General features: G+C 62.0%; 25 protein-coding genes and 1 tRNA gene. 3 read left to right on the top strand and 23 right to left on the bottom strand.

The window, feature by feature from the left end:
• Window positions 1–45 precede the first annotated feature (45 nt).
• From ACN9MB_RS09235 to ACN9MB_RS09200, 8 genes are all read right to left on the bottom strand, one after another.
• Entirely contained in the window at window positions 46–1,728 is a 1,683-nt protein-coding gene (locus ACN9MB_RS09235; RefSeq protein WP_426271594.1) for a hypothetical protein, read from the bottom strand.
• Between the two features lie 62 nt (window positions 1,729–1,790).
• Window positions 1,791–2,795 (bottom strand): UDP-glucose 4-epimerase GalE, encoded by a 1,005-nt coding sequence (gene galE, locus ACN9MB_RS09230; protein ID WP_426271593.1) that lies wholly within the window; start codon window positions 2,793–2,795, stop codon window positions 1,791–1,793.
• Window positions 2,792–3,619 carry an alpha/beta hydrolase gene (locus tag ACN9MB_RS09225; RefSeq protein ID WP_426271592.1) on the bottom strand — a complete coding sequence of 276 codons (828 nt, stop codon included), beginning with the start codon at window positions 3,617–3,619 and terminating at the stop codon, window positions 2,792–2,794. Before ACN9MB_RS09225 ends, galE begins: the two co-directional genes overlap by 4 nt.
• Complete coding sequence (locus ACN9MB_RS09220) at window positions 3,619–4,395, bottom strand: serine aminopeptidase domain-containing protein (protein ID WP_204635636.1); 777 nt, start codon at window positions 4,393–4,395, stop codon at window positions 3,619–3,621. The genes ACN9MB_RS09225 and ACN9MB_RS09220 overlap by 1 nt, the downstream gene beginning before the upstream one ends.
• Window positions 4,392–5,738, bottom strand: coding sequence for an outer membrane beta-barrel protein (locus ACN9MB_RS09215; protein WP_426271591.1), 1,347 nt, complete (start codon window positions 5,736–5,738; stop codon window positions 4,392–4,394). The genes ACN9MB_RS09220 and ACN9MB_RS09215 overlap by 4 nt, the downstream gene beginning before the upstream one ends.
• A gap of 69 nt (window positions 5,739–5,807) precedes the next feature.
• Window positions 5,808–6,587, bottom strand: a complete 780-nt coding sequence (locus ACN9MB_RS09210; protein ID WP_239535443.1) for a polysaccharide biosynthesis protein — start codon at window positions 6,585–6,587, stop codon at window positions 5,808–5,810.
• 2 nt (window positions 6,588–6,589) lie between these two features.
• Window positions 6,590–8,122, bottom strand: a complete 1,533-nt coding sequence (locus tag ACN9MB_RS09205) for an XrtA system polysaccharide chain length determinant (RefSeq protein ID WP_426271590.1) — start codon at window positions 8,120–8,122, stop codon at window positions 6,590–6,592.
• Between the two features lie 31 nt (window positions 8,123–8,153).
• Window positions 8,154–8,777 carry an XrtA/PEP-CTERM system exopolysaccharide export protein gene (locus ACN9MB_RS09200; RefSeq protein WP_239535439.1) on the bottom strand — a complete coding sequence of 208 codons (624 nt, stop codon included), beginning with the start codon at window positions 8,775–8,777 and terminating at the stop codon, window positions 8,154–8,156.
• 356 nt (window positions 8,778–9,133) lie between these two features.
• Between ACN9MB_RS09200 and ACN9MB_RS09195 the strand changes: the two genes are divergently transcribed.
• A complete protein-coding gene (locus ACN9MB_RS09195) occupies window positions 9,134–9,934 on the top strand; it encodes a glucose 1-dehydrogenase (RefSeq protein ID WP_204635633.1) in 801 nt (266 codons plus the stop codon).
• A gap of 69 nt (window positions 9,935–10,003) precedes the next feature.
• Here the strand turns inward: ACN9MB_RS09195 and ACN9MB_RS09190 are convergent.
• Window positions 10,004–10,089: transfer RNA gene (locus ACN9MB_RS09190), tRNA-Lys, on the bottom strand.
• A 76-nt stretch (window positions 10,090–10,165) separates the two neighbouring features.
• Between ACN9MB_RS09190 and ACN9MB_RS09185 the strand changes: the two genes are divergently transcribed.
• Together ACN9MB_RS09185 and ACN9MB_RS09180 are read left to right on the top strand one after the other, a co-directional pair.
• Window positions 10,166–11,269 (top strand): integrase arm-type DNA-binding domain-containing protein, encoded by a 1,104-nt coding sequence (locus ACN9MB_RS09185; RefSeq protein WP_426271589.1) that lies wholly within the window; start codon window positions 10,166–10,168, stop codon window positions 11,267–11,269.
• Window positions 11,266–11,532: a hypothetical protein gene (locus tag ACN9MB_RS09180; protein ID WP_426271588.1), complete on the top strand. Its 267-nt coding sequence runs from the start codon at window positions 11,266–11,268 to the stop codon at window positions 11,530–11,532. Before ACN9MB_RS09185 ends, ACN9MB_RS09180 begins: the two co-directional genes overlap by 4 nt.
• 44 nt (window positions 11,533–11,576) lie before the next feature.
• Here ACN9MB_RS09180 and ACN9MB_RS09175 read toward each other — a convergent pair whose 3' ends face one another.
• Genes ACN9MB_RS09175 through ACN9MB_RS09110 form a run of 14 tightly spaced genes read right to left on the bottom strand, consistent with a single transcriptional unit; the run spans window position 11,577 to window position 26,523 of the window.
• Window positions 11,577–11,936, bottom strand: a complete 360-nt coding sequence (locus ACN9MB_RS09175; protein ID WP_426271587.1) for a hypothetical protein — start codon at window positions 11,934–11,936, stop codon at window positions 11,577–11,579.
• Window positions 11,930–12,157 carry a hypothetical protein gene (locus ACN9MB_RS09170; protein WP_426271586.1) on the bottom strand — a complete coding sequence of 76 codons (228 nt, stop codon included), beginning with the start codon at window positions 12,155–12,157 and terminating at the stop codon, window positions 11,930–11,932. Before ACN9MB_RS09170 ends, ACN9MB_RS09175 begins: the two co-directional genes overlap by 7 nt.
• The gene (locus ACN9MB_RS09165; RefSeq protein WP_426271585.1) at window positions 12,154–12,753 is read right to left on the bottom strand and encodes a trypsin-like serine peptidase; all 600 of its coding nucleotides are present in this window, start codon (window positions 12,751–12,753) and stop codon (window positions 12,154–12,156) included. Before ACN9MB_RS09165 ends, ACN9MB_RS09170 begins: the two co-directional genes overlap by 4 nt.
• A complete protein-coding gene (locus ACN9MB_RS09160) occupies window positions 12,750–13,172 on the bottom strand; it encodes a structural protein P5 (RefSeq protein WP_426271584.1) in 423 nt (140 codons plus the stop codon). The genes ACN9MB_RS09165 and ACN9MB_RS09160 overlap by 4 nt, the downstream gene beginning before the upstream one ends.
• A complete protein-coding gene (locus ACN9MB_RS09155; protein WP_426271583.1) occupies window positions 13,169–13,360 on the bottom strand; it encodes a hypothetical protein in 192 nt (63 codons plus the stop codon). Before ACN9MB_RS09155 ends, ACN9MB_RS09160 begins: the two co-directional genes overlap by 4 nt.
• A gap of 58 nt (window positions 13,361–13,418) precedes the next feature.
• A complete protein-coding gene (locus tag ACN9MB_RS09150; protein ID WP_426271582.1) occupies window positions 13,419–15,359 on the bottom strand; it encodes a hypothetical protein in 1,941 nt (646 codons plus the stop codon).
• Between the two features lie 51 nt (window positions 15,360–15,410).
• Window positions 15,411–18,716 (bottom strand): hypothetical protein, encoded by a 3,306-nt coding sequence (locus tag ACN9MB_RS09145; RefSeq protein WP_426271581.1) that lies wholly within the window; start codon window positions 18,714–18,716, stop codon window positions 15,411–15,413.
• Window positions 18,713–20,104 carry a hypothetical protein gene (locus ACN9MB_RS09140; protein WP_426271580.1) on the bottom strand — a complete coding sequence of 464 codons (1,392 nt, stop codon included), beginning with the start codon at window positions 20,102–20,104 and terminating at the stop codon, window positions 18,713–18,715. The genes ACN9MB_RS09145 and ACN9MB_RS09140 overlap by 4 nt, the downstream gene beginning before the upstream one ends.
• 9 nt (window positions 20,105–20,113) lie before the next feature.
• On the bottom strand, window positions 20,114–22,831 hold the full coding sequence (locus ACN9MB_RS09135) for a transglycosylase SLT domain-containing protein (RefSeq protein ID WP_426271579.1): 2,718 nt from the start codon (window positions 22,829–22,831) through the stop codon (window positions 20,114–20,116).
• Window positions 22,832–23,317 (bottom strand): hypothetical protein, encoded by a 486-nt coding sequence (locus ACN9MB_RS09130; RefSeq protein ID WP_426271578.1) that lies wholly within the window; start codon window positions 23,315–23,317, stop codon window positions 22,832–22,834. It lies immediately after the preceding gene.
• Window positions 23,317–23,742: a hypothetical protein gene (locus ACN9MB_RS09125; RefSeq protein WP_426271577.1), complete on the bottom strand. Its 426-nt coding sequence runs from the start codon at window positions 23,740–23,742 to the stop codon at window positions 23,317–23,319. The genes ACN9MB_RS09130 and ACN9MB_RS09125 overlap by 1 nt, the downstream gene beginning before the upstream one ends.
• Entirely contained in the window at window positions 23,742–25,187 is a 1,446-nt protein-coding gene (locus ACN9MB_RS09120; RefSeq protein WP_426271576.1) for a hypothetical protein, read from the bottom strand. The genes ACN9MB_RS09125 and ACN9MB_RS09120 overlap by 1 nt, the downstream gene beginning before the upstream one ends.
• Window positions 25,184–25,909, bottom strand: coding sequence for a hypothetical protein (locus ACN9MB_RS09115; RefSeq protein ID WP_426271575.1), 726 nt, complete (start codon window positions 25,907–25,909; stop codon window positions 25,184–25,186). Before ACN9MB_RS09115 ends, ACN9MB_RS09120 begins: the two co-directional genes overlap by 4 nt.
• The gene (locus ACN9MB_RS09110) at window positions 25,909–26,523 is read right to left on the bottom strand and encodes a hypothetical protein (protein WP_426271574.1); all 615 of its coding nucleotides are present in this window, start codon (window positions 26,521–26,523) and stop codon (window positions 25,909–25,911) included. The genes ACN9MB_RS09115 and ACN9MB_RS09110 overlap by 1 nt, the downstream gene beginning before the upstream one ends.
• Window positions 26,524–26,525 lie beyond the last annotated feature (2 nt).

Here is a 26,525-nt window from a genome sequence, read left to right as displayed (position 1 = left end):
CATCTACACCTGCCCCTGTTCATACCCTTGCATGTCCCATCAACGCTACGGTGAAGGATGCGCCGCCAACGGCGACGTCGACCCGCTTCCCGGCGGTTGCTGCAGCAGCCACATCGCCACGCCGCTGCCACGGTTGTTCCAGTTGAAGCGGCGCAATGTTTCGCCGATCTGCGCGCATTCGGTGTTGTACGACGATGACAGCGCTTCCAGGCGCCGCTTCAACGCGTCGCTTTGCTTGGCATCGCGTTCGAAGTAGTAGGCCGCCGCCACGGGCATCACCAGCTCCACGTTGTGTGCATCGCTGTACCAGCCGTCCGAATCCTCGATATCGGCGAGCTTGCTGCGCGGGACCTTGGACGAGGCCCAGTACCAGGCGATCTGCCCGTTGTCGCCCGAGCAGGGGTTGCGCCACTCATGTCCCTGCACGATGGTGTTCACGTCGATCCAGCCGTAGCGCTCCATGTAGCGCCCGAACGCCGTGATCATCTCTGGAATGCGACGGTCGCCCGTCACCAGCCAGGTGTGCCACAGGCCGTCGATGATGTTCTCGCTCATCCATGGCGAGGATCCGCGCACGTCGTGATCGGGATGCCAGGCATCGTCCTCATGGAGGTTCCAGCTGTTGCGCCACGAGCCGTCGTCGCCGAGCTTGTCGGGATTGCTGCGCTGGTGGTCGTACAGCCAGCCCACCCGCTCGCGGGCATAGCCCAGATAGCGTGCGTCTCCGGTCAGTTCGTACGCATTGATGGTGGCCAGCAACCCGAGGCCGGCCAGCCGCTCGGTGAAACGTTCGCCCGGGCCGGTGTACGGGCCGGGCGTACCGCTCCAGCCGCCGTGCTGCCAGAGCGTGACCATCTTGTCGACGGTCTCGGTGTCGTGCTCGCTGTCGTCGCCCGTGAGCGCCAGCGCCAGCAGGATGGGTTCGACGTAGACGTACTTCACGTCGCACGGTTCCTTGCCATACGTCCAGCCACCGCCACAGAACGGACTGAACGGCAGTCCATCCCGTTTGATGTACTTCATGTAGAAGTGATAGCTCTGGTCGGCGGCCTGCAGGTAATCGAAACGGCCGGTGCGCACATAAGCCTTGAACAAGGCGGTCGGACGATCGAACAGCCATGCCGTGTGATCTTCCACCGGCAACTTCCTGGCCCATTCGAACTGGGTCGATACGTAGTTCGCATAGGCTTCGCCCTTGACGGCAGGCGTCTGCGGGCCGGCGATCAGCGATGCGCACAACCAGGTGGGCTCCAGCGTGGCCAAGGCCGCGGCGACGCGCACGCCATGGGCGTCGGCCACCAGTTCCTGCACATACGGCCAGCCCGGCGCGTCGCGCGTGCGCGGCTTGCCGATCGAGAAGTAATAGGTGCCCTCGCCCTTCACCAGCTGCGCATGAAACTGCATGCGCACCGCCCGGATGCTGCGATCGCGCGCATACCAGAGCAGCGTGACGTCGGCATGCGACGGCACCTCGTTGCCGGCCGCATCCAGGATGCGCAGCTGATGGGCGTCATGCAGGGTGGACGGCGGAAACGGGATACCCACCGACACGCGCACATCGGTCGCGTCGCCGACGTTCTGATGCACCACGATCCGCTGCTCGGCGGCGCTATCCGCCGGCGCCCGCACAGCGGCCGCGCCGGAGACCTTCGATGACGCGGACCGACCCGACGGCGTGGCCGACCAGCACGCCACCGGCAGCAACAGCAGCACCAAGCACAGCACCACGAAGACATCGCCTCGGCATGCCCGCACGGAGCCCGGACCTGCCGCTGGAACCATCCACTTCATCACGCCACCGACGATAGCGGCACGCGCTTGCTCACCATCTTGCGTTCCCACAGCAAGGCCGTGCGCACGATGAAATCCAGATCGTCGTACTGCGGCTGCCAGTCCAGCACCTGTTTGAGGCGATCGCTGCAGGCGATAAGCATGCCCAGGTCGCCCTCGCGCCGTGGCAGCTCCACGATATTCAGCGGATGCCCGCCCACGCGGGCCACCGAATCGAGCACCTCGCGCACGCTGTAACCGTGGCCATAGCCGCAATTGAGCTTGAGCGAGGTGCCGCCCTCGCGCAGATGATCGAGTGCGCGCAGGTGCGCCGTGGCCAGGTCTTCCACATGGATGTAGTCGCGGATGCCGGTGCCGTCGGGCGTGTCGTAGTCCGTGCCGTAGATGGCCAGGGACTCGCGTTTGCCCACCGCGTGCTCGCACGCCGCCTTGATCAACAGCGTAGCCGAGGGCGCCGAATGGCCGATGCGTCCCTTCGGATCGCAACCGGCCACATTGAAATAGCGCAGGATCACATGACGCATCGCGCCGGTCGCGCAGTGGTCGCACAGCATCATCTCCGACATCAGCTTGGAGCGGCCATACGGGTTGGCGGGCTGGGTGGGCGTATCCTCATCCGCCACGCCGTGCGCGGTCAGGCCATACACTGCGGCGGTGGACGAGAAGATGAACTTGCTCACGCCCGCTTCCGCGCAGGCAGCGAGCAGGTTGCGCGTATTGCAGGTGTTGTTGCCGTAGTACTTGAGCGGATCGCTTACCGACTCGGGCACCACCGTGTGCGCGGCAAAATGCATCACCGCGTCGATGCCATGATGCTGAAGCACCGACGCCACCAGTGCGGTATCGCCAACGTTACCCACCACCAGCTCGGCGCCCTGCACCGCTTCGCGATAGCCCGAGCTGAGGTTGTCGATGACCACCACATACTCGCCACGCGAGGTCAGCTGCTGTACGACATGGCTTCCGATATAACCGGCGCCGCCGGTGACGAGTACCTTGTTCATGCTGACGACCCTGTTCGGGTGATGGGAAAGTGGCGACCCATCCACTGCGCCACATGGTCGAGCAGGCGCTGGCGGTCACCGCTGAGGACGTAGGTGTGGTCCGCTTCCTTGAAGTAACTGACGCTCACGCAGGGGTGATCGGCAAGACGCCCGAAGCACTCGCGGAACTGGCGCACGTGATTGAAATAGCGCGCCACGCCCCCGCTGTAGATGAAGTCGAGCTTGAGTCCGCGATGGAGCATCTCGGCCAGTTGCGCGCGCACGATCTTCGGCGGCAACGGTTCCACCTCGAACGCGGGCTCGGCGGGACGTGCTGCCACGGGCGTGCGGCGGCGGGCGAAACGCTGGCGCCACACCGAAAGGCTCAACAGGCGCGGCAGGTAATGGCGCACCCGCTGGCCGAGCGTGCGATGGCCATAGCCATCGAGAAAGAACGCACCCGCCACGCGTTGATCGACATAAGCCGTGGAATGCGCGTTCTGCGCACCGGAGCACAAGCCGAACAGCACAAAGCGCGTGCAGCCCGATTGCTGCTTCAACAGCTCCATCGCGTCGCGCACATCGGCGAGCACCTGCTCGGGCCGCGACAGGCGCTGCCCGCTGGCGCCGCTGTCGCCGATGGTGGATTGATCGAAGCGCAGCGTGGGGTAGCCCAGGCTGTTGAGCCGCCGCGCCAGCTCCACGTGCAGGCGGAACGGCCCCACGCGATACACCATGCCGGCATTCAACAGGATCATGCCCACGCCGTGCTCGATGACGGGAGGCAAACCCACCACGCCGACCAGATGCCGCGCGGCGCCAAAGCGGAAGGCCTGCTCATGCATCACGCCATCTCCTTCAGGTGGCGCCGGGCCGCCTCGAGCAGCGGATGCGAAAGGATCGCCAGCTCCAGGCCATTGACGTCGTCCCAGCGCGGCGCCACATCGACGCCAACCTGCCTGCTCGCGTAGGGCTCGCCCAGGCGCGAGGCCTCATCGGGCGACGAGGACGTGAGCCACGCCGAGGCGATGCCCGGATCGAGCAGGCGCAACTCCAGCAACTGCGAACGCAGGCGTTCGCTGGTCTCGAAGCCGGGCCACTGCGTACTCACGTCGAGATCCGGCCGGGCCACCTCGAAGCGGTTCAAGTCGACCTTGAGCGATGCCTCCATGCTGTCGTACTGCCGCACCAGCGCTGCGCCATCGGTGATCGCATCCCACGCCACCACGCCATCGAGCCGCGCCGTCTGTGCGGCGGCCAGCGCCGCGTTGGCACCCAGTCGCGCACCAAACGCGAGCAAGCGACCGCCGCCATGGCGAAGACGCAGTTCGGCCGCCGCCGTCGCCACGTCGGCCAGGCAACGCGGCCACTCGAACGCATGGCTGTCCCCGGCCGAATCGCCGGTACCGAAATAGTCGAAGCGCAACACGGGCAGACCGCTCTCCGCCAGGCTGTGCGCCAACTGGCGATACAGCCGATGGCAGCGGATCTGCTCGACGCCGAACGGAGGACACAGCAACACCGCCGTACCCGTGACCGCGGCAGCCGGATGGTAGAAGCCGAACAGCTCCTTTCCCGGACCGAAGTAGAACGGCAGCTCGGCTTCGATGCGCGCTTTCATCGCTGATACACCATGGAGAACAGGATCTCGTTCTCGTGGTAGCTCTGCTGGATCGCGGTACTGTTGCGTATCTGCCGGGTATAGGCGGCGCGCCAGCTCCAGTGCTTGGTGAACTCGTGGCTGAGCGCCAAACCGAAGCGCGTCGTCTTGTCCGTGCGATCGATGTTGGTGTAATCGAGATGCTGGTAGTTGCCGAAGGCGGTGAGATAGTAGGTCGGCCGCAACCGGTATTCGATACTGACCGCGCCGCTCTTTTCCTTCTGGTTGAACGTGGTGTCGTTCAGATAGGACAACTTTCGGTACAGCGGCTGCACCGTGACCGATAGCCGATCGCCGCGATAGCTGTAGGTCGCTTCCAGGCTCTGATCCAGGTAGACGTCCGAATCGACCACCATGGTGCCGGTGTTGATGCCGCCCCGGGTCGGATCGTTGATCAGCTCCAACGGGTTGGCCGACACGTTGGTCATGCTGTCGACGATGGTCTGGCCGGGCTGCAGCAGCATGTCCTGCGCCGCGTCCGAGAACTCGTAACGCCCGGTCAGGCTGAAGCTGTTGTCGACACTGGCACGCCAGCCCAAGGTGACGTTCGCCATCGGCTTGGACGCACTCGGCGCATGGGTGAAGTCGATGTAGGCCCAACCCAGCGAAGCATCCACGTCGAAATCGCGCAGCGTATGCACGTAGTGCGCGTAGAACTCGTTGCGGGTGTAATCCGGACCCGCATCGTTGTTCTTCAGGTCGACGCGCTGAGACTCCACGTTCAACGATACCTGGGTGGTCGGGCTCACATCGCGGATTACCCGGAAAGCCCCGAGCCCGCGAGAGGAGTCGAAATCGTCCACCTTCGATGCGTAGCTGTTGAGGTACTTCAGCTCCGCCTGTCCGCGCGTGGCTTCGTTGAACTGGAAGTGCAGCACGGGCCCCAGCGCAATCACGTTGGTCTGCTGCTGGTTCTCGGGCGAGTTGCTGGCCAGCGAATCCACCGGCTGCACGCCCGCGTCGTCCTCGATGGTGAAGTCCAGCCGCTGCGGGATCACCGTCCAGTTCGCCTGCGCGCCCAGCGTGCCCAGCACCTGGCTGTCGAAGTTCTTGTTGCTGTAGTCGAGGTATTCCACCGTGCCGAGCACGTTTGCCTGGAACGTGGAACCCAGTTGCCGATAGGCGAAGTTGACACCGGGCACATACACATTGGTGCTTTGCGGATCGTCCGTGGACAACGCAATGTTGTCGCTGTGCTCCACGCTGCCGAACACCGAATACGCGAAGTCGCCTGCCCAGGCACTGCCAGGCACGACGACGAGCGCGATCATGGTGGCGCGAGCGAGCCTGTTGTAAGCCGGCATATCCTTTCCTCTGACCGTTTCCCTCGAGGTACCGCCCCACCCTGTGACGGCACCTCCTCCCCTAACTGTCTAGGGCGCTTGGTTGAACACCACTCCTGCGAGCTTGCTCGGCTCGAAATGACTCAGTGCCTGGCTGATCGCGCCCGGCGTGTCCTTTCCGTAGCCAGCCACCACCACCACGAAATCGGCCAGGTCGGCCAGGATGCGCGCATCCGGCGCCCCCTTGATCGAAGGACCGTCGAGGAAGATGTAACGATCGGCGTAGCGCGACCGCAGCGAGTCGATCACCGCGCGCATGCGATGCGAGGTGAAGTATTCGCTGCTGCTCTCGCGCGACTTGCCGGCGGGAATCAAGCGCAGGTGCGGCACACCGGTGTGGTAGATGATCGATTCGATGCCGATGGCCGGATGGTCCATCAGGTCGATCAGCCCGCCTCGCGCCGGTTCGATGCCCATCACCTTGTGCTGGTTCGGGTAGCGCACGTTGCAGTCGATCAGCAGGCTGGTCTTGGCTTCGTCGAAGGCGAATGCCGCGGCCAGGTTGCGCGCCACGAAGCTGCTGCCCGAGCCGGGGCTCACGGCCACCACCAGGGTCACGAAATTGTGGTTGCCACCCATCGCCAGCAGGCGCGTGCGGATCTCGCGGAAGGCATCGGATTGTTGCCGCACCGATTCCTCGCGATGGATCATCCGCCGCTGCTCGAGCTGGATCGGCGCAAGCGCCCCACCGGCTTCATGCATGCGCGCGATCGACTGGCTCGAGGTCTTGCGCAGTTCCAGGTTGTGCGCGGCGGCTTCCAGCACTTCGCTGATGCGTTCGGACATGTTGTCGTCTTCCAGGTTTTTCATGGTCATCCCTTCAGCCGAATCCAGACGGCAATGAGATAGACAGCGCCCACCCCGATCACGATCAAGCCCACGATCGTGTTGCGCATGCGATCGCGACGGCGATCACCCGGCGTCGGGTAGAACGGAATCGATGCGAGTACCGGCGTGCCGATGGCCTGTTCCAGCTGCCATACCGAACGCACGCGTGGGTCGAACCACACCAGCGCAAGCAGCAGGCCCAGTGGAAGCGCCAAGGAAAGTCCCATGCCGGCCAGACCGAAGTGCAGGAAGCGCAAGCCCGTGGGCGACAGCGGCATCACCGCCGGGTTCTGCACCAGGAAGTTCAGGCCACGCTGCTCGGCGTCGAGATTCATCGACACGCGTGCGTTCTCGCGGCGCTTGAGCAGATCCTGGTAGACGTCGCGGTTGACGTTGTAATCGCGGGTCAGCTCGGCAGTGACGTTCTCCGAATTGGCGATGCGTGCACTACGCTGCAACTCCGCCTGCAACATCGATTCGCTCGCGCCCATGCGGGCCGCCGCCGAAGCACTCGCTGCACGGGCCGTGGCCAGCTGCGTCTTGATCTGCTGGTAGGCCGGGTTGAACATCACGTTGCTGTCCAGCGCGGTAGGCGTGCCGGCCTGCTGGCGTTGGTCGGCGACAGCGAGCTGTTTCTTCAGATCGTCGATCTGATGACGGATGCGCACCACGTCCGGATAGGAGTCGGTATAGGTCAACTGCAACTTGTTGAGCTGCGCCTGCAGTTCGCCCAATTGCGCCTGTAGCACGCCATTGGCGGTCTGCACCGTGTTCACTTCCGATTCGCCGTTGAGTTGCGAGGCCAGCGAGCCCTCCATCGAACGGCGCTCCATCATGTCCATCCGCGCCGATTCGATCTGCGTGCGCAACTGGCTGATGCGCGCCGCGGTATCGGCCTCGCTGCCGGGACGTGCATCCGCGTTGGCGTCGCGATACGCCTTCAGCTTGTCCTCGGCATCGGTCAGCTTGGCGCGATAGGCCTCGACCTGGCTGTTGATGAACTCGTAGGCCTCGCGGCTCTCGCGCTGCTTCGAGGTCAGGCTTTCGCTAATGAACAGCTGGGCGAACGCACGCGCCACTTCGAACGTGCGCTTGGCGTTGTTGTCGCTGTAGGCGATGGTGATCAGGTTGTCGCGCGTGATCTGTACCTGCGTGCGCGACTTGATCGCCTCGGCCAGACGGTCCTGTTCCACCGGCGAAGGATTGGTGGCCATCCAACCGCCCGCTTCGAGGATCTTTGCCATCACCTTGCGGCTGAAGATCACGTCGCGTGCCATGTTGGCGCGATTCTTGTTCGCCGTCGGCGCGGCGGCGCCCTCCATCAACGGCGTGATGATGCTGCTTTCCTGCGCAAGAATCGTCGTCGAAGCGACGTACTTGCGTGGCCAGAGCATGCCGGCCGTCAGTGCGGCCAGTGCGATCAAGGCAAACGCGATACCCAGCATGAGGCGGCGTCGGCGCGCCTCGTTGATCAGTGCCGGCACAAGGCTTGCCATCGGCCTGAGTTCTCCACTCATGGCGACGTCCTCCCTTCCCCTGAGAGCGGCGTTAAAACGCGCGCATCGGTACGGTGACAACATCCCCGGGTTGCACGGGGTAATTGGTGGCGAGATCGCCCTTCTGCAGCACGTTGTCCAGACGCACCGCATAAGGCGTGGTCACGCCGTTCTTGCCTTCGCGATACAGCTCGGTCCGGTCGGGTGCGGCAAACTCGGTGGTGCCGCCGGCGGCCAGCACCGCATCGAGCACGGTCATGCCCTGGCGATACGGAATGGATACCGGCGTGCGCACGGCACCGGTCACGCGGACGCGCGACAGATACTCATGACTGCGCAAAGCGGTGAGGATCACGGCGACCTGCGGGTCGCGCACATAGGACTGCAGCTTTTCCTTGATCTCCGCGGCCACTTCCTCGGGCGTCTTGCCGCCGGCCATCACGTCGCCGATCAGCGGCACGGTGATCTTGCCGTCCGGCCGCACCGGCACGCTGACGCTGAGGTCGGGGTTCTGCCAGACCGTGACCTGCAGTTGGTCGTCCACACCGATCTTGTAGGTGGATACCGCCTGCGCGGCCGGATCGATCCTTGGCGCCTCGGTCGAGCCACGCCCCGTGGCACAGCCCGACAGTACTGCTGCAACGCAAATAGCAAAGAACAGTGAGAGAACTTTCATGGCGGGCCCCCTGCGACAAAGTGTGAACTGCGTCACTTACGAGTATATCCACGGCCCGAGAGAACTTGACAAAGCCATTCGTTCTATGTCTTGACGCACATGGATTCCGCAGAAATGCGTCCGCACTTCAGCCGGCGCGAACCGCGTGAAGACGGCAACCCCAGTCCAGCCAAAGGAACTGCGAATCCGGACAGCGGCTCGCGCTGATCAGATCCCGCGGATTTAGGCCGTTTGGCCGATGGGGTGGAAACGACGGCATGCACGCAGCGCCCGCGAAAACACGCGCGGAACGTCGTCGACCTGGCCTATGCACGAGCTTCGCCAAGCTGTCCCCCTTCCCGCCGGCCCCCCCCCCCATGACGCAAACGCCCGACATCACGCCGTTCGACGCCCAGCCACTCAAAGGCAAGACCATCCTCGTCACCGGAGGCGCGCAAGGCATCGGCCGCGGCATCGCGCAGGCCGTGCTTGGCGCGGGCGGCAACGTTTTCATCGGCGACTTGAATGCCGCCGCAGGCAAGGCTTGCCTCGACGAGTGGAAGGTCGGCAAACGCGCCGGCTTCGCCACGCTCGATGTCTCTCGCGAACCCATCGTGAAACGCTGGACCGCTTCGGCGCTCAGGCAATTCGGCCGCATCGACGGGTTGGTAAACAACGCAGGCATCGCGAGCCCGCACACGGGACCACTCACCGAACTGTCGCTCGACCAGTGGAATCGCTACCTGTCCACCAACCTCACCGGCGCATTCCTCTGCGCCAAGCACGCACTGGCGGAACTGAGCCGGCATCGCGGCGCCATCGTGAACATCGCGTCCACCCGCGCGTTGCAATCCGAAGCGGATTCGGAAGCCTACGCCGCCACCAAGGGCGGCTTGCTTGCATTCACCCATGCCCTGGCGATCAGCGCGGGGCCCGACGTGCGCACCAACGCGATCCTCCCCGGCTGGATCGCCACCGATGCCTGGCGCGAACCCGCCGAACGATCCGCCCCGAAACTCAGCCGCCGCGACCACGCGCAACACCCTGCCGGCCGCGTCGGCACGCCGGAAGACATCGGCGCTTTGGCCGTCTATTTGCTATCGACGCAATCGTCGTTCGTGACCGGCCAGCACTTCGTCGTCGACGGCGGCATGACAGTGAAGATGCAGTACGTGTAAGGACATGGCCCGCCGCCACCAGGCGCGCAAAACAAAAGGCACCTAGATTTCTCTAGGTGCCTTTCGAATTGGTGGGCCGTGAAAGATTCGAACTTTCGACCAATTGATTAAGAGTCAACGTTGACAGTATGTCTACACCTGAGTAAGCTAGGCCCCAGCTCAATTCCATGGGATCGCGTTGTACCCCAATGGATTGTATGTGACCCTATCTTGCGACTCAGGTGCGACCCAATGGAGCTTTCCTCATCAACCCTCGCCGCGGCAACGCCCGGCACCATCCTGCGCGACAAGACCATTCCGGGTCTGCACGCCAAGGTGTCGGCCACCGGGCGGCGGTTCTTTCTGTACTTCCGGACCAAGGGCGGCGTCGAGCGCCGGCCCAAGCTCGGCGAGTTCCCCGTGATGACGGTGGCCCAGGCGCGCGTCGTCGCCAAGGAGATGCTCCTGGAAGTGGCCAAGGGTAATGACCCGATGGCCATGCGCGAGATCGAGCGCGGCGCCGACACGGTGACCGAAGCCATCGGCAAGTACGAGAAGGAGGACGCGGCCAAGCGCAAGACGGGCGCCGCGACAGCCAAGCTCCTGCGCCTGCACCTGGGCAAAGCCCATGGCTCGGATCGGATCAAGGATCTCACCTATTCCCACATGTCGGCGCTGCACGGCAAGATGAAGGCCACGCCCGTCTTGGCCAACCGGATCCTGGCGTATTCGAGCAAGCTGTTCTCTCTGGCCGAGAAGTGGGAGATGCGACCGAAGAATTCCAACCCTTGCCATGGGATCGAGCGGTACAAGGAGTTCAAACGCAAGCGCCGCATGACGCCGCTAGAGGCAGGTACTATTGCTGAAAGGCTTAACCACTACAAAGACAAATACCCTGGGCCGGTCACATTTATTTATCTGCTGATCCTGACCGGTGCGCGCAAGGGCGAAGTGGCCGCAGCCAGGTGGGAATGGCTGGACGGAAACGTCCTGCGCTTGCCTGACTCGAAGACGGGGGAGAAGCCTGTCTACCTGCCGCCCCAGGCTATGGAGCTTATCAACCAGCTGCCTAGAACATCGGGCACGATTACCGGAATCACGTGGCCTTACAAGCTCTGGTACAAGGTGCGGGCCGAAGCCGGTTGCCCTGATCTACGGTTGCACGACCTACGTCGTTCGTTCGCTTCCGTGGCATTAGACTTGGGCTACTCGTTGGCGCAGATTGGCGAACTGTTGGGCCACGCCTCGACCCAAACCACGGCCGGTTACGCCTGGATGCAATCGGACATCGCGGAAGCCGCCGTTGCACGTACGGCGACGGCTATTGGCCAACAACTGTTGAGGGCACCATCGTGAGCTTGCTCAAGATATTCAGCTTGATCGTACTCCTTGGACTTGGAGCGGCCCTGATCGACTTGGGTGACGACGTGATGGTGTGGCGAAGCTATCTGTATTCACTATTCGGCGATCGCCCCACTGCTGACATCGCCGTTGTTTTGGGCATCGGTGGACTGTGCGCTATGGTCGACTGGTGGGAGAACCGCAAATCTTCTGCCAAGCTTCGTCGTGGTTTAGAATCTGATCCGCAGTTCCCTGCGTCAGAACGTCGGCCTTACTGATGTAGATCGGGCGCACCCACTCACAGCCGTTGGAGGGCGTGGGCTTAGTCACGACTCCACTGCTGGCGCAGGACGTCAGCAGAGCTGCCAGGGGTAGGATCAGGCCGAGGGGTAGACGCCGCCGCAGGTGCGCTGCTGCTTTCTGCAGGCGTTGCACTAATCGGAGCCGTGGCGTCGGCGGGGAGCTTGGCTGTTTCGACTTCGACATCTTTGCGTACCTCGGAACGGTCCACGATGGCCGTCGCTGTGTTGATCTGCTGCTGCGCCTGATCGGCAACCACGTTCTTTTTCTCGGCGGCCTTTCCTTTCTCGCGGCCGTAGAGAAGTGCGCCACCGATAGCCGCCAGGACGGCGACCAGGCCAATGATCCAGGCTTCAAACTTGGCCCACAGGGCGGTCAGCATGGCTTGTTCTCGTTTTGGATTGCGGAGGCTTGGAGTACGACACGTCCGGCGATACCGAGTACGGACGTAATGGCGGTGGCGATCGCCACGTAGGAGATGGGAACGATCGCGCGCCATTCGCCAGGGAGAGAGCACCACACGCCCGGCAAGGTTCCCGCCAATGCCAGCGCGTGGACGCTGAACCACCGGTACGCTTGCCGCCATTGGGGATCGAGTTTCATAGCGCCGCCTGTGCCCACTGCTGGGCGGTGAAGTTGAGGTCGTAACTGCCCATCATCTTGAACGGGACACCTTGCGTGGAATCGAAAACGCACAAGCTCGTTACCGCGACCAGCCGGCCATCGGCGTCGAACACGCCTGAACCGGAATCCCCGAAGAAACCGTTGACGTCGTAGATACGGACCTCCCGGCCTTCTTCGTCTTTGTCGACGCCAACCATGTAGCCGCGGCGATACCAGTCGGACTTGCCGTCGGGGTTCCCCCATAGCTGCACGACTTCACCTTGCGTCGGCTGCTCCCCGCGCACGGCCCAGTAGTCGAACGTCTCGTCCACGATCAGGATGGTGTGGTCGGCGCCGTCATTGATCTCCTGTTCGATCAACACCATCACGCCGTCGACCTTGACCGGTGCGCGCTCCACGAAGCAGTGCGCGGCCGACAGGATCGCGTGTGGGCCGATGACTGTGCCACTGCAGGTACCCAATCCCACCAGTTCAAGGCGGACTGCAGCGTCCTTTACGTCGTGATGCTTTCGCGACGGAGGAAGGCAACCCGTCAGGGAGAAGATCACCAATACCAACGCAAGCAGCTTTTTCATGGGACGATTCCTGCCAGCGCCAGACCAGCATCGATCACGGTTCGTAGGTAGATGTTGCGTCCGTTTTCGTGGCGCGTGATCGCGTCAACGAGCGGAAACATCTGGTCGTATTGCTGAACATCCAGGTGTGTGTTCGGATCAACCTTCATGGTCGCCGCCACAGCGCTGATGTACGCCGACGTGTTGTTCTCGTTCTCGGGCGCCCACCGTTCGATGATGCTGCGCACAGTGTCGAAGCCTTTCTGTTGATATATTGTCAACACTTTGGCCAAAGCACGAAAGCCAAACTTGACGTCAACGAAGACACAGAAATCGGGGTCAGTCTGCTTTGCAGCCAAGCCCTGCCAGTTTGAACCGAGGCGAATGTTGCCTGGGTTGTTGTTACGTTCCCCCCGGGTGGTGGCGCCGCTGAGTGTCATTTGTGGCTACCGAGCTGAAAGAGAGCCCACGTAGCCGTGACAGCCGTAGCTAGCATCCCAATGAACTTTACAAAACGCACCACGCCGCGCGCGGTGTTCCACGCCTCGACCAAGCCAGCTATCTGCGTCGACAGGGAATCGACCTTCTCCGTCAAGAGAGCGACCTTGTTTTCCAAATCATCGTTCATAGATATTCGCTGCAGTGAGCCTGCTACTAGGCTGTTCTAGAAAGAGTGCGGAACTGAATCAAATGATCCCTTGCGCAGTCCATTGGCATCCCGTAACTACACCGCCGTTGGTAACGCCCACCGCCTGGAGCGTAAAACCCGTTGGAGATACGCTGACCGGATAAGCCGAAACTCCGCCGCCAGTACCGCTGGCCGAGCAAACCACAACGGGCGTAGTGGAAAATGGAGTCGTAAAGGTGACGGCTGTAGCTCCGATGAAAAGCGAACCGTAAGCGGTTGAGGTGGTAACACTTACGCCGGAACCAGACTGTTTGTCAGATTCAACAACCACACTGGTCGCCGCGTTTACAATACGATTCGCCGCCGCGATGCCGGCGAAGGTATGCCGCATGACCTTTCCGTTGGAGCACCCGGCATTGGTGTTGATGCCAGTGGGCGTGCCGCCACCGCCGATGATGTTACCGGGACCAACAACGAACGTCGCCACGGAATTCAATTGAATGCCGAATCCCGTGCCGCTCGATAGAGCAATGTTGTGCCCCGTAATGGACACCTGCGATATCGCTCCGGAATTGTCGGTGACAATTCCGTTCGGACAAATGGCAATCTGGATGTTGGACAGAGTTATCGCGCCGAAGCCGAACGACCCCGAGTCCCTGCCCAAATAGATGCCGTAGTTAAGCATGTTCTCGATGGAGCAGTTGGAGATGGCAAGATCGCCCGTCGACTGCGTGGACGAAACGAAACCGAGAACGTACCCCGCCTGCCCCCCATTGAACTTGCAGTTGGTGATCTTCAATCCACCCGAGCTTCGCTGCCAAATGCCATAGCGAGTACCGCTCGCCTGAGCCGTGCTGAAAAGGCAGTTCACCACAGCGGAATCGCCCGAATCGACGTGGTTGGTGTTTTGTACGTACAGACCCGACGCGGTGTAGTTCAAGAACTTGGAATCAGAGATCGTCCAAAGACTAGCTGCGGTGAAACTAACACCATAAGGGACATTGTAGGTGACGATGTTGTCAATCTTGACGTACGAAATTTCACCCGACGATGGGATGAAACTTAGAGCTGCGCCATCGGCTTTTGTGTTCGCCGCCTGCAAGAGAAAATCGCGAAACAACGGGACCTGAGGGCCGCCACCGGTACCGGTATACGTGATCAGATTGGCGGTTGTCGCATTGGTGGACGTGAGAATAGTTTTCCCCGGTCCATCACCGACGATACCGCCAGATGAAAACGAAATCGTGCTGAATTTATAGTTACCCGACGGGTAGTACACCCTGTTACCGGTGTTGTGCGCGGCCTGCATGGCCGCTGTCATATCGTAAATCTGTGTTCCCACTTTGGCGTCCGTGATCTGCGCCGCCGTCATGAAGTCGAAGACGGACACCACGTCACGCATTTTGTCTTGGCTGGTGCGTTGTACTGCGCCTGCGCCCGACTGAATCCAACCGACGAGCGAGGAGCCGTTGCTGCTCGCCAAAGCGGGCGCGGCACCTCCCACGATCATGCCCTGGACTTGGACGTAAGTAGGCACATCGTTCGGATTGACCGCCGTGCCGCTGTTGACCAAAACGTTGTTGCCCAGGTCATACGTTGATTGGAGGGCACTCCGAACGAGAGCGCGGCCAAGCAACGTCCCGTTCTGCTGCACCAGCATGGTCAGGCGATCGAGAGCCTTTTCGTGACTCGACGCTGGGAACGGACTGTTGCTGGGGTAGGCGGTTTGCTGCACGGCGTCGACATTGCGCTCGACATAGATCTGGTCACCCGCCAAGGGGGCAACCGCCGTGGTCAAAGAACCGCCACTCTGGTTGCCCGCGCCGGACAACGTGTAGTCGCTGTTCAGCACTAGCGTGGACGTCAGCCCCGTAGCCGCCGTCAGCTTGGTGACTTTCAGATCCGTGTCGACAAGCCAGTAAAACGGTACGGAGAAAACCGTCGTAACGCCGTTACCGGCGTAGGGTCCTGCGGTGCAGATGTCAGTGTTGACGGTCATAGAGCAGCGTTCTCTGTGTTCGTTGACATTATATCAACAGTCAGGGAAAAATTAGTTAGCAGGTTGGCCCAGAGCCGCGCCTACGTCCGGCGCACGAGAGGGGGTAAGTTCGCCCGACTGCCACCAACTGGACTGGTTCTTTTGGGCCATGCGGTTCTGGACGCGGGCGCTGTAGCCGGGCGACAGGTTGTTCATGATCTGGTCGTAGACCAAATGGTTGAAGGCGGCCTTCAGATACCAGACGCGGGAGAACGGCACGGCGTAACTGCGGGCGAAGCGGACGGCCTGCGCCGCCAGTTGGTCCGGTCGCACGGTCTGTTCGCCCGGTTCCGCTTCCACGCCTAGGCTGTTAGTCGCGACGCCCTTGGCGTTCTGGAACAGATTAATCGCGTCTTCGGCCATCGTGGCGCCGGGGCCAAGCAACTTGGCCAGCGCGCCGTTCTGGTGGTCACCTTTGTCACCCAGGGCGAAGTCGCCGTACATGCCTAGGCCGCCGCTGGCCAGCATGATCTTGGCCAGGCCCTTGGGCGTCATGAGGTTCTCGGGATCTTGACCCAGCACCACGTCTTTCAGTTCCTGCGCGACGGCACCTAGGGCCGCGCTACCGGCCATGAACTTGGCCCGGTACAGCCATGCCGCCTTCCAGTCCTGCAAGCCGTTCGGCACATCTAACATGTGGGTCTTGAAGATGCCGAGCGGGGTCTGCTTCAGTAGGAACAACCAGCTGGCGATCTCGTGCTTGAGCGTGCCCTTGGCGCCGGGGTCCAGACCAAGCGCTACCTGATCCGCGATGCTGCTACCGCTACCGCCGCGCGCGCCAATGTGCGTTTCGGAGAGCGTCGCGCTCAACAACTTCTCAGCTGCGTCCGACTTGAGATTACGGATCTCACGGGCCATTTCCTGCTGGAATCGCTGTTCGAAGGCGTCGTTCAGATCGCGGCGCTTCTGAGCGTTTTCCCGCATCTGCTTGGAGAAATCGTTCAGCTCGTCCAGGCGCGCATCGATGCGTTTGGCGAAGTCCTTTGTCTTTTCGTCGATGGCTTCCGATCGCTCCTTGGCGTTGGCGTCGACCGACTTTTGCGCCGCAGCAATTCGAGCCTCGGTGCGCGCCTGGCGCTGTCCAAGCTCTTCTGCCTTGGCACCGACAGACGCGCCGTAACGCTGGATCAGGGCGTTCATTTTCTCGCCAACGGGCGGCGTGCTGCTGAAATTTTCGACCACGGCGTCCGAACGATTGTCCGGATGCACTCGTTGCTTGATAACCTGACGCTCAACGCTTGCGCCCTCTTCCACTGCTTCTAGGAAGTCGCGCGCCCGAACCTGCGTCCCTTCGGCGGAGAGGTAACGTCCGATATCGGTTTCGACTTCGGCGCGCGACACGCTTGCGCGGAGCTGTTCGGCTCGCGCGTCCACAATGCCCTGCTCGCGTCCGCCCTTCACCGAAGCGCGAGCCTTCATGGCGTCGATGGTGTCTTTGGCCCGCTGCTTCAGTTCGCCTAACTTGGCCGCGCGATTGTTTACCCAATCGATTTCCTGTTGGGTGCGCTCGTCGCGCTTAGCCGCTTCTTCCTTGAAGGCGCCGTCCATCGTCGACAACCGCTGCTCCGCCAAGGGGCGCAGCTTGGCATCGTCAATGCCGTAGATGCCGTCGGGGGTCAGCATCGAATGGTTGCCATTCGGCCCCTTGTCGAGTTCGGCCTGCTTCCAGGCGTTCCAGTGGTCGGCCGTGATGCCGAACCGATCCATGTACGCTTTGTCCGTCGGCGCGAGATCGGCGTATTCGGTCTTCGATACATGATCCCCAAACATGTCCATCATGCTGGCGGCCACACCATGCGTCATGCCTCGGTCCCACGCGCGCAAGCCGGATATGTTGTGCACCGCCTGGTTCATGAACCGGACAGCCTTGGACCCGAGATCCTCCGTACCCATACGGTTCACGCTGTGGTGCAAGGTGTCAGCCACGATGCCCAGGCGCGCGATGCGCTGACGATTCTCCGTGGTGGGCTTGAGCCCTTCCAGCACATTGGCCAGCACTTTCGTACGTGCCATGCCGCGCAGATGGGCGTAGCCCACGGCCATCTGCAGGTCGGGGATCGCGGAAATGGTCGACGAACCCAGGAGGGTCGCGCTCGCCACGCCGCGGATGTTCTGGCTGATCTTCGCCCACAGGGGCATCGTGCCCGGGTGATCCGGCGATCGGAAGGCTTGCCACTCCTTGAGTGTGGCGGCCTTGAGCTTTTCCAGCTGCAAGAGCGCCTTCGCTTTGGCTTCCGGAGTCTTCCCACTCGCGGCTAGGGCGTCATTGGCGAACGCCTTTTCGACTAGCTGCGGGAAGAAGTTGTCGGCGTCGCGGCCGAATTTCTTGGCGGCGGCGATGTCACGCGCCATGCTGTTCAAGTGGTGATCCAGCATCGAATAGACGGAATCGGCCGAACCGTATTTATCCATCATCCGCATGTAGCCGTCGGCACTGCTGAAATGGAGCTGGCGCGGCGCGTTGCGGCTACCACCAACGGTGCCCGACTGGCCCGTGCCTTGTTTCTCACCACGCTTGTTCGAACCATTCGTGCCCAGAGTCTCGGCCGACTTCTCGACCATCTTTTGGATCTGGTCCCGCGTCATGGGCGAGCCATCGACGTTCGTGTACTGGGTCGGATCGATCTCGGCCATCGCATCTTTGACGAAGCCCGCGCGGTCGGCGCCCACCTTCTCCCAGGCCCACGGCTGGGGTACGTGGTAATTCTCTAGGCGGTTGATGTTGATACCAGCGTCGTTGGCGCGCTGAAACGCCTGCTCGTTCAAATCGCGGATCGCCTTCGCCGAGGCGTCAACGTCTGGACTACCGGTCTTCTCGCCCCAGATCGCGCGCATCAGCTGCTGCTGCTCGGTGGGGTCCTGGACCATGCCCCAGAACTTGCCCTTCCCGCCCGTCTTGTAATCCAGCTGGCGCGTCAGGTCGTTAAAGATCGCCTTGCGGTCGATCTCCACCGACGTGTCGCCGCCGATCTGCTGAGCGTGGTAGATCGCCCGCTGGCGCAGCGCGGCCAACTGGCCCTTTCCTTTACCGGTGCCGGCCTTGAATGACTCAAGCTTGTCCAGTTGATTCTGTTTGATCTCGATGTCGCGCAACGTGTTCGCGTGGGCTCGGGTCGTATCGGCCACGGTCTTCTGCCGCGCCAGCTTGGCGCCGGCCGCGATCCGTTCGTCCCGCGATAGGTTCGACCAGGCGTTCGGGTCCTGCGCGCGCAGCTCCTTCATCGAGCTCTGCAGACGCATCTCGATCCCGTCGAGCTCGCCCTTGGTCGGCTCGCGGCCGAGGAAGTCGGCCACCGCCTTGGCACATTGAGGCTTCACGCGGCACCTCCCATGCTGATAAAGCAGGCCGCCGCAATCTCGTGGGCCTTGGCCAGGCGATCGGATTCACCCATCTCCTGCTGCATGTCCAGGAATTTCTGTCGCACGGTCGTTTGGTTTCCGTTCTCGTCGGTGTACGGGAGATCACCGGCGCCGCGCGCCAGCAGTTGATTCATGCGCGCCAACGTCATTTCATCCATGGGCGTCGGCGGCGGTTCCTTTGGTGCCGGCTCTGCGCCTTCGGCGACGGGCTTGGGTTCCGGCGCCTTCAGCTGTTCGATAGGCTGGCCGGCTTCGCGCACCGGAGGTTCGACAGCGTCAACGGGTTTGATCGCCTCGTCGTAGTGGTTGAGTTCGGCGCTGGCCGCCTCGTTAAGCATCGGCAACGTGTCGTGGTTTGGATCGGGCAGCGAGTTATCCACCAGCTTTTGCGCCACGTCGCTGCGGACGGCCGGCTCATCGCCGCGCGCCAGCGCGTCGATCGCCTCACGCATCGTATCAACGTGGGCGTTGGCCACGTCGGGGCTGGTCGGGATGCCGGGCGCACTGCGGTTGAAATGCTCTTCGCTCTGGGTGGCCAGGGCCGCGTCAACGTCGGCTGGCAATGCCGCGCCGCGGTGCGCGAGATAGCCGTGTGCGCCAAAGGCCGCGCCCAGGATGGCGTCACTGGCCATGGCCTCGCCGTCGAATATGCGGTACTGAGCCGCCATGTCCTTGTAGCCGTTGGCTTCCAGTACGGCAGATGTCGCTGCGCGTTGCGCCGCGCCCGTGATCAGATTGACACCTGAACCGCCGGCCACGGACGACCACAGACTTTTGCCAAACTTCATGGGGATGAATGCGCCGGCCGCGCTAAAACCTCCCGTGATGCCCGCTTTCTCCATTGCCGTCTGATCGTCCAGACCGTCCTGCTTGTTCTGCAGATAGTCGGAGTAACCCTGCGTGCCGCCCAGTAAGGCGGCGGCGCCCCATGGGCCGCCAGCGGCCGCACCAATGGCGCCGATAGATAGGTTTTCGGTTGTGCCTGCTGCGATACGGCCGAGCGCGCCGGTTTCCCGAGGGTCCTGCCCGGTAGCGCTCCAAGTAGCCACTACCTTCTGCGCGGCAGCGGCCTCGCTGCGGGCTTCCTCTTGCTGATCCGGCGACAGCAGCGTACGTGCACTGGTGCCGAGCATCATCGAGAAGTAGTCCTTAACTCCTTGGCCGGATTCAGAATCCCCGAGTCCGTCAGCAAGCTGTACTAGTTTTGTTTCGGCCGTGCCGAGGCCCTTGAATGCCGCCGTGCCCAGGCCTTCGAATGCACCGGCGCCCGGCACATCACTCGTGCCGCTTTGCGCCTGTGAAGCGATGCGGTATTCGTCGTCAGGACCGGGATTCAAGAAACCCATAATCTCTCCTTAGAACAAGTTGGCGCCGAGACCGGCCGGCATCGAGTCGCCCGTAGCTGTTCCGACCGAAATTTTTGGCGCTTCGGGCGTATAGGCGTCCCTAAAGTTCACACGCACCAGGGACCCATTGTTGCGGTTCGTCATCGGGCGCGTGCCGTTCAGGAACCCATACTGGCCATCGGCCAGGTTATAGGGACGCGCACGGTCCAGTACCTGCTGCGCTTCTTCGTCGGAGTAGCCTGCCGCCTTGAGAGTTTGCATCGCGCGCGGCGCCCATTCGTTCTGGAAGTCAGCCATCGGCTTGCCGAAAGGCGGCATGATCTGGCCACCAGCGCCGGTACTCCATACGCCGCCCGTGACCGCATTGATCGCGTTGGTGAAGCTCTTGCCGTCGACCACATCCAAGGGCTTGCCTTGCTTGTACTGGCCCGCAACCCAGTACGCCTTGACGGCATTGAACACTTCCTCTTGGGTCGCTGCGCTGCGCTGCGGGTCCGGCGACTGGAACGCGGCCGGGCCGAGCGTCGTAGAGAACAGCGTGCGCAGCGTCTTCTCGTCCACTTGTGCCGCCTTGGCGCCGGTAGGCATTGAGGGTTCCGCGCCCTTTCCCATGTCCTTGTCGAGTGAACGGCCGTTCAAGATGATGTCGCCGTCAGAGATCTGGGCGCCGATGTCAGCAGCGGCTAGGGACTTGCCGTCGACCACGACAGATTTGCCCGTGGCCGCCACGTTGGCCGCATACGCCAAGGTAGGATTCTTGCCCGCCACCTGGTTCATGAACGTGGCAAAGCCGCGGTCGTCGTTGATCGCGGTTTTGGCTTGAACCAGATAGTTCACCCGGTCGCCGCCGTTCATGGTGCCCAAGCCCTGCGCCATCTGGTGCGATTCATCCTCCGTCAGCATCTGGCTCGGCGCCGCATAGTCACGGGTCAACGTGTTGTTGAGCGCGACGCGATCCTTGAGACTCTGGCCCATGGCCTGCGCGCTGCTGAAGTCAAGCGGCGCGGCGTTCGGCATGTTGTGTGCGATCGCCATTTGGATCGGTGCTTTCTGCCACTGCGCGTCGACGCGTTGCACCGCTTCCAGCGCCTGCTTGTAGAGGGGCGCCTTTACGGCGGCTTCGTCGCCGCCTGGTGCGCCGCCCATTTGCGTCTGCAGAAAAGCGTCGCGCTGTGCCGTCGGCATCGTCGCCATATTGGCCATGAAGCCGGAGATGCTTTGGGCGTAATCCAGGCCGTCGGCCACGCGCGCCGCTTGCGCCGCGCCGAGATACGCCGGCAACTTAGCTTTGAGCTGTTCGTACCCGGGGTAACCTTGGCCGAGCGCGAACGACGCCTTAGCGTCCTCCACCTGCTGCATGATCTGGCCGCGACCACTGGCGAGCTGCTTGCCAACAAGTGCTTCAGCCTGGCGTACGGTGTTGACCTTCTGACCCCAGGTCAGGTTTTCCCAGCCGGCGAGCGGAACCTTGGCTTCGGCGATCGCATTGTCACTGAGCGGATTGACTTGCGGGTCGCCAGGATTGGGGACGCTCGCGCCGGTGAGCGCGCCGCGTACAGCGCCGAGATTGGCGGCGTATTGGTTGGTGTTCGGACCCCATGATTTGGCGTCCTCGCCACCGTAGTACATCTGGTCAACCTTTGACATGTCGCCGCCGGCCGCGCTCTGGTAGCGCGCCAGTAGCTGTGCCGCGGCGTTGATGGCTTGTGCCGGATCTTTAGGATCGATGCCCAGTTCCTTCGCCTTGGCCGGCGAGATCTGCATGATGCCGTCGGCCTGCCCACTGCTAGCGTTCGGGTTGAGGTCGGACTCCGCCACTGCACGCATCTTCAGCTCGGACGGACTGACGCCGAAACGCTGGCCAGCCGCCTGGAAGATCGGATCAAATTCGCTGGCGGCCTGCACCTTCTGCACGATCGAGCCGATGTTCGACGACGTGTAAGGCTTGACCGTGTCCGCGCCAAGGTTGGCCACGGGGCCGGCCGGTACGCCGCCCACCTGTATGCCGCGAATCGTTGTCACGCCACCCTGCACGTTCACCGCCGTGAGGAATGCCTGCGGATCGCGGGACATCTGACTGACAACCTGCACATTGCTCAGGTCGTTAACAAACTTCTGGTGAAGGTTGAGCTTGTCCGTCGGACTGATCGTAGTCAGACCGCCAAGCATATCGGCGTTCTTTTTCAGCAGCGTCGTAAAGGTGCCGTCGTCCGGCGAGGCCGCCAGCACGTCCTCGTCCGCCTTCTGGCCCTGCGCCACCAGATTGCTGGTGTATTGGCCGTTGAGCTGCGCCTGCGTACGCATGGCTAGGTCGGTGCCGCGAAGCGTGGCGCTCGCCATGTGGTAGCCCACGAACTTACGCGCCGATTTGCTGGGCGCCTGGTCCATGAGCTCTTGCTGCCCCTGCGTAAAAGCGGCTTGCTGATCCGACGTGATGGCCTGGATTTTGGCCGGATATTCCGGGTCCTGTGGATCCAGGGAATTCACCCGCGTTTGAAAAGCCTGTTGCAACTGCAGTTCTTTTTGGGAGACGGCGGTGGCCGCCCAGATACGGCCCTGATCCTGATCGATCGAATTTATCGTACTGGCTGCAGCATCCAAACCCGAAGCAAGTTGATCCGCGCCGCGGCCAATCTGCGCGCCGAAGTCATCCGGCGTCGCCTGGCTGTTAATCGAGCCGGACGCTTGCACGTCCTGGTAGTAGGGGTCGATTCGTGGACCGGCCATTTACTGACCTCCGGTAACGGGGACACCGCTGTTGCCGTACTGGTACTTGAGCGTCGACGACGCGCCGCCCAGAGCCGCGCCCGCTGCGCTTAGATAGCCGGCCGTCGTGTCGTTACTGGCGGCGGAACTGTCCAGCGTGGCCGAGTTCTGGTAGCCCAACGCCTTCAACTGGTAGTTATATTTGATGTTCAAGTTGTCCAGCGTCGACTGCGAAATGGAATCATTGATGACGTCCGTCGCCGTGCCGCTACCGGGGTCAATACCGTTAGCGCCGTAATTTGCTTCCATCAAGCCGATCTTTCGTGCAGCATCCTGTCGCTGTTGCATTTGCGCCTGCAAACCTTGCTGAGTTGCAGCCGCCGCATTTTGCTGCGCCACTTTGGCGTTGTAGTCGGCCGTGTCGGACGCCGCCTGCGACTGCTTAATGGCTGCGTAGGTGCCCACGGCCGCCGCAGCCACCATGATGAACGGGATTGCGACTGCCATTACTGCGACACCTTTGCGTAAATTGTGGCGTCCGAACCATCGGGGAAATACCCGTGCGCTCGGGGATTTTCAACTTCAAAGCCCATGGCTCTTGCCCAGCGGTGGCCCTGCTCGAATCGACAATCCACCTCACATTCCAAGCGCCGATAGCCGTAGGTTTCAAGCGCGCGCTTGACGTAGCCGTGCACTCGCAGGAAACGCCGGCCAATGTTTCCGGACAGGAACGTCCAACACACGCCCCGGCCGGGCCACATTTCCAGCACGCCACCACACACCAGCACTTCGTCACCATCCAACAACGTGAAAGCGTTGAGTGCTTCCATCGCTTCCAGGTGATCGGGCGGCATCCAGGCGCGATTACCTTCTTGCGCCTTCTGTAGTGCCATGCGCCGCATGTGCTCGGCCTTAAACGGGACCACTTCCATCAGCCGCCATCCTGCGTTTCGAGTTCGACCGAAAGACCACTGATGTTGCTCGGCAATGGCTGCGTCTGCTCCCAAATCACGCAGCCATCGCGGTCGTACGACCCCTCCCACGTAAGGGGAAAGTTACCGCTGAAAAGCGGCGGCGGCTGATCCATCAAATCGTTCGTGCTGCGGAATGATTCATCATCCACCGGGGCGTTGGCGTTGCCGGCTTGGACCTGCAAGCCCAGCGTGTCGTACATGCGAAGGATGATCCGGTGGATACGCTTGATCTTGCCTTGCGCCGGCCCCTCAGCGCCGCCAGCTTCGATAGCCATCGTTTGCGATCGGCTTGTGTAGTTCAAACCGATGTTGACGTCCTGGGCGGCGCGCTGCAGCGTAATCGCGCCTCCGGTCACCACCACATCAGGATGCGTGGCACTGTCAGCCAGCACGGAGACTGTTTGACCTTCCAACCAGGTAAGTCCGGTGATCGTCGTCACCGGCGAGCCGAACACCGTGCGCACGGATGAATCGAGGTAGTACGTGTTGTTTGGCACAAAGCGATAGGCGGTGCCGCCATTGAGAGCGTACGGCGTGCTGTCGCCGACCTCCCATAGTTTGGTCATGCGCTCGACGTAACAGACAGTAGAACCGTTGACCTTACGTTGCACAGCCAGCCAAAGCTCATCTCGGCTATTGTCCGGCGACGGAATCGTTGCGATGCTAAGCACTTTAACGTTTTGGCCGCCGATGGCGTGCAATGCCCAACCTTCCTCGTCCTGATCTCGGTCGTAACTGATGCTCAGCAGCGCGCCGTCGGCACGCAATGCCCATATGATTTGCTGTGGCGTCTTTTGCAGCATCAACTGGATGATGCCACCTGTGGTGAGATGCTCCGCCAGCACCGACACGTCGGGGCCAATGAACCCGTTGGTATAAAAGTCGTACTTCAACGAGCGCATGCGCTTGCCGCCCGCCTGCATGAATACACATTCCTGGCCCACTCGCAAAGGCGCTACCGGCACGGAGCCGTACAGCGAGGACTGTTGCGCCGTTGCGTTCGTCGAACTAATGGCTTGGCCAATCGTTGCCGGAGCTAACAGCCACTCGTTGCCCGCCGTACCAATGAGCAAGCCGTGTGAGTCCGACTGCAGCCACCGAATGGCATTGATCGTGTTGGCGTTGAGGTTGATACCATAGGCGTTATTGGCGGCAACGGTAGCATCAAGCAGCGCGCTCGGAGAGAACACAGTGTATTGGCTCGTGCACGAAGCATCGATACGCTGCGGCAACTGGGGTGTGCCGGCAAAGACCAAACGATCCTCGTGGAACGTTACAACGGCCGGGTAGTTGCCGATGGTCCACGAACCGAGACACCAAGAGCGCGCAGCAGCGAGAGACCCGGAAGGTGCCACCGTTCCCGGGTTGAGGGTATCGTGTTCCGGATCAATGATGATTGTCATGGCGTCAACCCCATGACCGTCACCGTGGCCACGGTGGAACTTGTCACACCGGTGATAAGCATCCAAACCCACTGTGTTGCCGCGGCACTCGCGACGTTGTTAAGCCGCACCATTCGGCCAACGTCAGAGGCCTGAAAGCCTGCGCCGTTATTGATGCCCGTGGTCGAGGTTGCGGTCAGCGTGGCGCCCGTCGTGCCGGGCACCGACGACGAACACGACATCTTGGTAGACGTGATATTCACCGGGAGATACGGGCCATCCTGCATGGACAGGTTGGCCAACACCCAATTGGTAGCGCCGAGACGGCTCAGCGTCGCGGGTGGGTAATTCGGGTGGCAGATGTAGAGGACATCTGCCGATTGGGTGAAGTACAGATTGGCCAGGTCAGCGGCCGCATAAGGCGTATTCACCTGATACGGCGTGCCGCCGCTTAGCAACTGGCCTCCGTTTGTGTAGAACCGAATCTTGTTGGCCGTAAATTCCAGCACGTACGCCTGAAAGACGTTGAACTGAAACGGTTGCAGCCGAACCACATTGGCGTCGGCCGCTGCGGCTACGTAGGCGGTGCCGGGACGCCGCGTCTGCGGCCCCTGCAGCAACGGAATGTAGTTCAACGTCGAACTCATCGCCGCCTTGCGCTTAGGCAAGTCGATACGGCCGTAGGTGAGTGGAGACCACTCACCTGCGTTGAAACTCGTCTGGTAGAAAGTCGCCCGTGGCATCAGCGCGTCCGGGCCAGGAGCCAGCCGTCCGTCGGAGCGTCAGCTGACGTATTTTCAAAAGCATTGGCCGCCTTGGCGTCCTGCTCGATCGAACGATACTGCTGCTGTGCGTCCTGCTTTTTCTGGTTCGATTGCGTCAGTTTTTCACACATGGCCGCGGCCATGCGCGCAGACACACACTCGGCAAACAACGGATCCCACTGGGTGGGGTCCGTAACGTCCGCGATATACAAAAGGTACAGCGCCGGAGAGGCGGAAACCGGGGCGTTGACGATGCCTGCGCCGTACGGCGACGTCGCGTCGTTGGTCAGGATCTTCCGGCCTTCGATCTGCCAATCGAGGCAAGCATCATTCGGAAGCAACACGCGCAGACAGTCCACAGGCATCGTGTACTGGTAGAGATAACCCCATGCGGGCTCGGTCACGTCCGGCGCCAGCGCGGCGCGCTTCTTGGCGAAGTTCCATCGATGAACGCGCAGCTCAGCCAGGCGGCACGCATCGTAGGCACGCGTACATTCCCGAGCCTCGACGGTATTGTCCGTGAGGTTCATGATCGAAGCGGCGCCCAGAAGTTGAAGCGCACGATTCGCGACGTCTGTGACAGACCGGCCCATGC

Source organism: Dyella kyungheensis (genome assembly GCF_049913195.1).
Taxonomy (GTDB): domain Bacteria; phylum Pseudomonadota; class Gammaproteobacteria; order Xanthomonadales; family Rhodanobacteraceae; genus Dyella; species Dyella kyungheensis.
This window is presented reverse-complemented; position numbering and strand designations above follow the sequence as displayed.

Coding starts and splice junctions, on each gene's coding strand:
- galE (WP_426271593.1), bottom strand. CDS start 2,795: ATGAACAAGGTACTCGTCACCGGCGGCGCCGGTTATATCGGAAGCCAT.
- ACN9MB_RS09225 (WP_426271592.1), bottom strand. CDS start 3,619: ATGCATGAGCAGGCCTTCCGCTTTGGCGCCGCGCGGCATCTGGTCGGC.
- ACN9MB_RS09220 (WP_204635636.1), bottom strand. CDS start 4,395: ATGAAAGCGCGCATCGAAGCCGAGCTGCCGTTCTACTTCGGTCCGGGA.
- ACN9MB_RS09215 (WP_426271591.1), bottom strand. CDS start 5,738: ATGCCGGCTTACAACAGGCTCGCTCGCGCCACCATGATCGCGCTCGTC.
- ACN9MB_RS09210 (WP_239535443.1), bottom strand. CDS start 6,587: ATGAAAAACCTGGAAGACGACAACATGTCCGAACGCATCAGCGAAGTG.
- ACN9MB_RS09205 (WP_426271590.1), bottom strand. CDS start 8,122: ATGAGTGGAGAACTCAGGCCGATGGCAAGCCTTGTGCCGGCACTGATC.
- ACN9MB_RS09200 (WP_239535439.1), bottom strand. CDS start 8,777: ATGAAAGTTCTCTCACTGTTCTTTGCTATTTGCGTTGCAGCAGTACTG.
- ACN9MB_RS09195 (WP_204635633.1), top strand. CDS start 9,134: ATGACGCAAACGCCCGACATCACGCCGTTCGACGCCCAGCCACTCAAA.
- ACN9MB_RS09185 (WP_426271589.1), top strand. CDS start 10,166: ATGGAGCTTTCCTCATCAACCCTCGCCGCGGCAACGCCCGGCACCATC.
- ACN9MB_RS09175 (WP_426271587.1), bottom strand. CDS start 11,936: ATGCTGACCGCCCTGTGGGCCAAGTTTGAAGCCTGGATCATTGGCCTG.
- ACN9MB_RS09170 (WP_426271586.1), bottom strand. CDS start 12,157: ATGAAACTCGATCCCCAATGGCGGCAAGCGTACCGGTGGTTCAGCGTC.
- ACN9MB_RS09165 (WP_426271585.1), bottom strand. CDS start 12,753: ATGAAAAAGCTGCTTGCGTTGGTATTGGTGATCTTCTCCCTGACGGGT.
- ACN9MB_RS09160 (WP_426271584.1), bottom strand. CDS start 13,172: ATGACACTCAGCGGCGCCACCACCCGGGGGGAACGTAACAACAACCCA.
- ACN9MB_RS09155 (WP_426271583.1), bottom strand. CDS start 13,360: ATGAACGATGATTTGGAAAACAAGGTCGCTCTCTTGACGGAGAAGGTC.
- ACN9MB_RS09150 (WP_426271582.1), bottom strand. CDS start 15,359: ATGACCGTCAACACTGACATCTGCACCGCAGGACCCTACGCCGGTAAC.
- ACN9MB_RS09140 (WP_426271580.1), bottom strand. CDS start 20,104: ATGGGTTTCTTGAATCCCGGTCCTGACGACGAATACCGCATCGCTTCA.
- ACN9MB_RS09135 (WP_426271579.1), bottom strand. CDS start 22,831: ATGGCCGGTCCACGAATCGACCCCTACTACCAGGACGTGCAAGCGTCC.
- ACN9MB_RS09130 (WP_426271578.1), bottom strand. CDS start 23,317: ATGGCAGTCGCAATCCCGTTCATCATGGTGGCTGCGGCGGCCGTGGGC.
- ACN9MB_RS09125 (WP_426271577.1), bottom strand. CDS start 23,742: ATGGAAGTGGTCCCGTTTAAGGCCGAGCACATGCGGCGCATGGCACTA.
- ACN9MB_RS09120 (WP_426271576.1), bottom strand. CDS start 25,187: ATGACAATCATCATTGATCCGGAACACGATACCCTCAACCCGGGAACG.
- ACN9MB_RS09115 (WP_426271575.1), bottom strand. CDS start 25,909: ATGCCACGGGCGACTTTCTACCAGACGAGTTTCAACGCAGGTGAGTGG.
- ACN9MB_RS09110 (WP_426271574.1), bottom strand. CDS start 26,523: ATGGGCCGGTCTGTCACAGACGTCGCGAATCGTGCGCTTCAACTTCTG.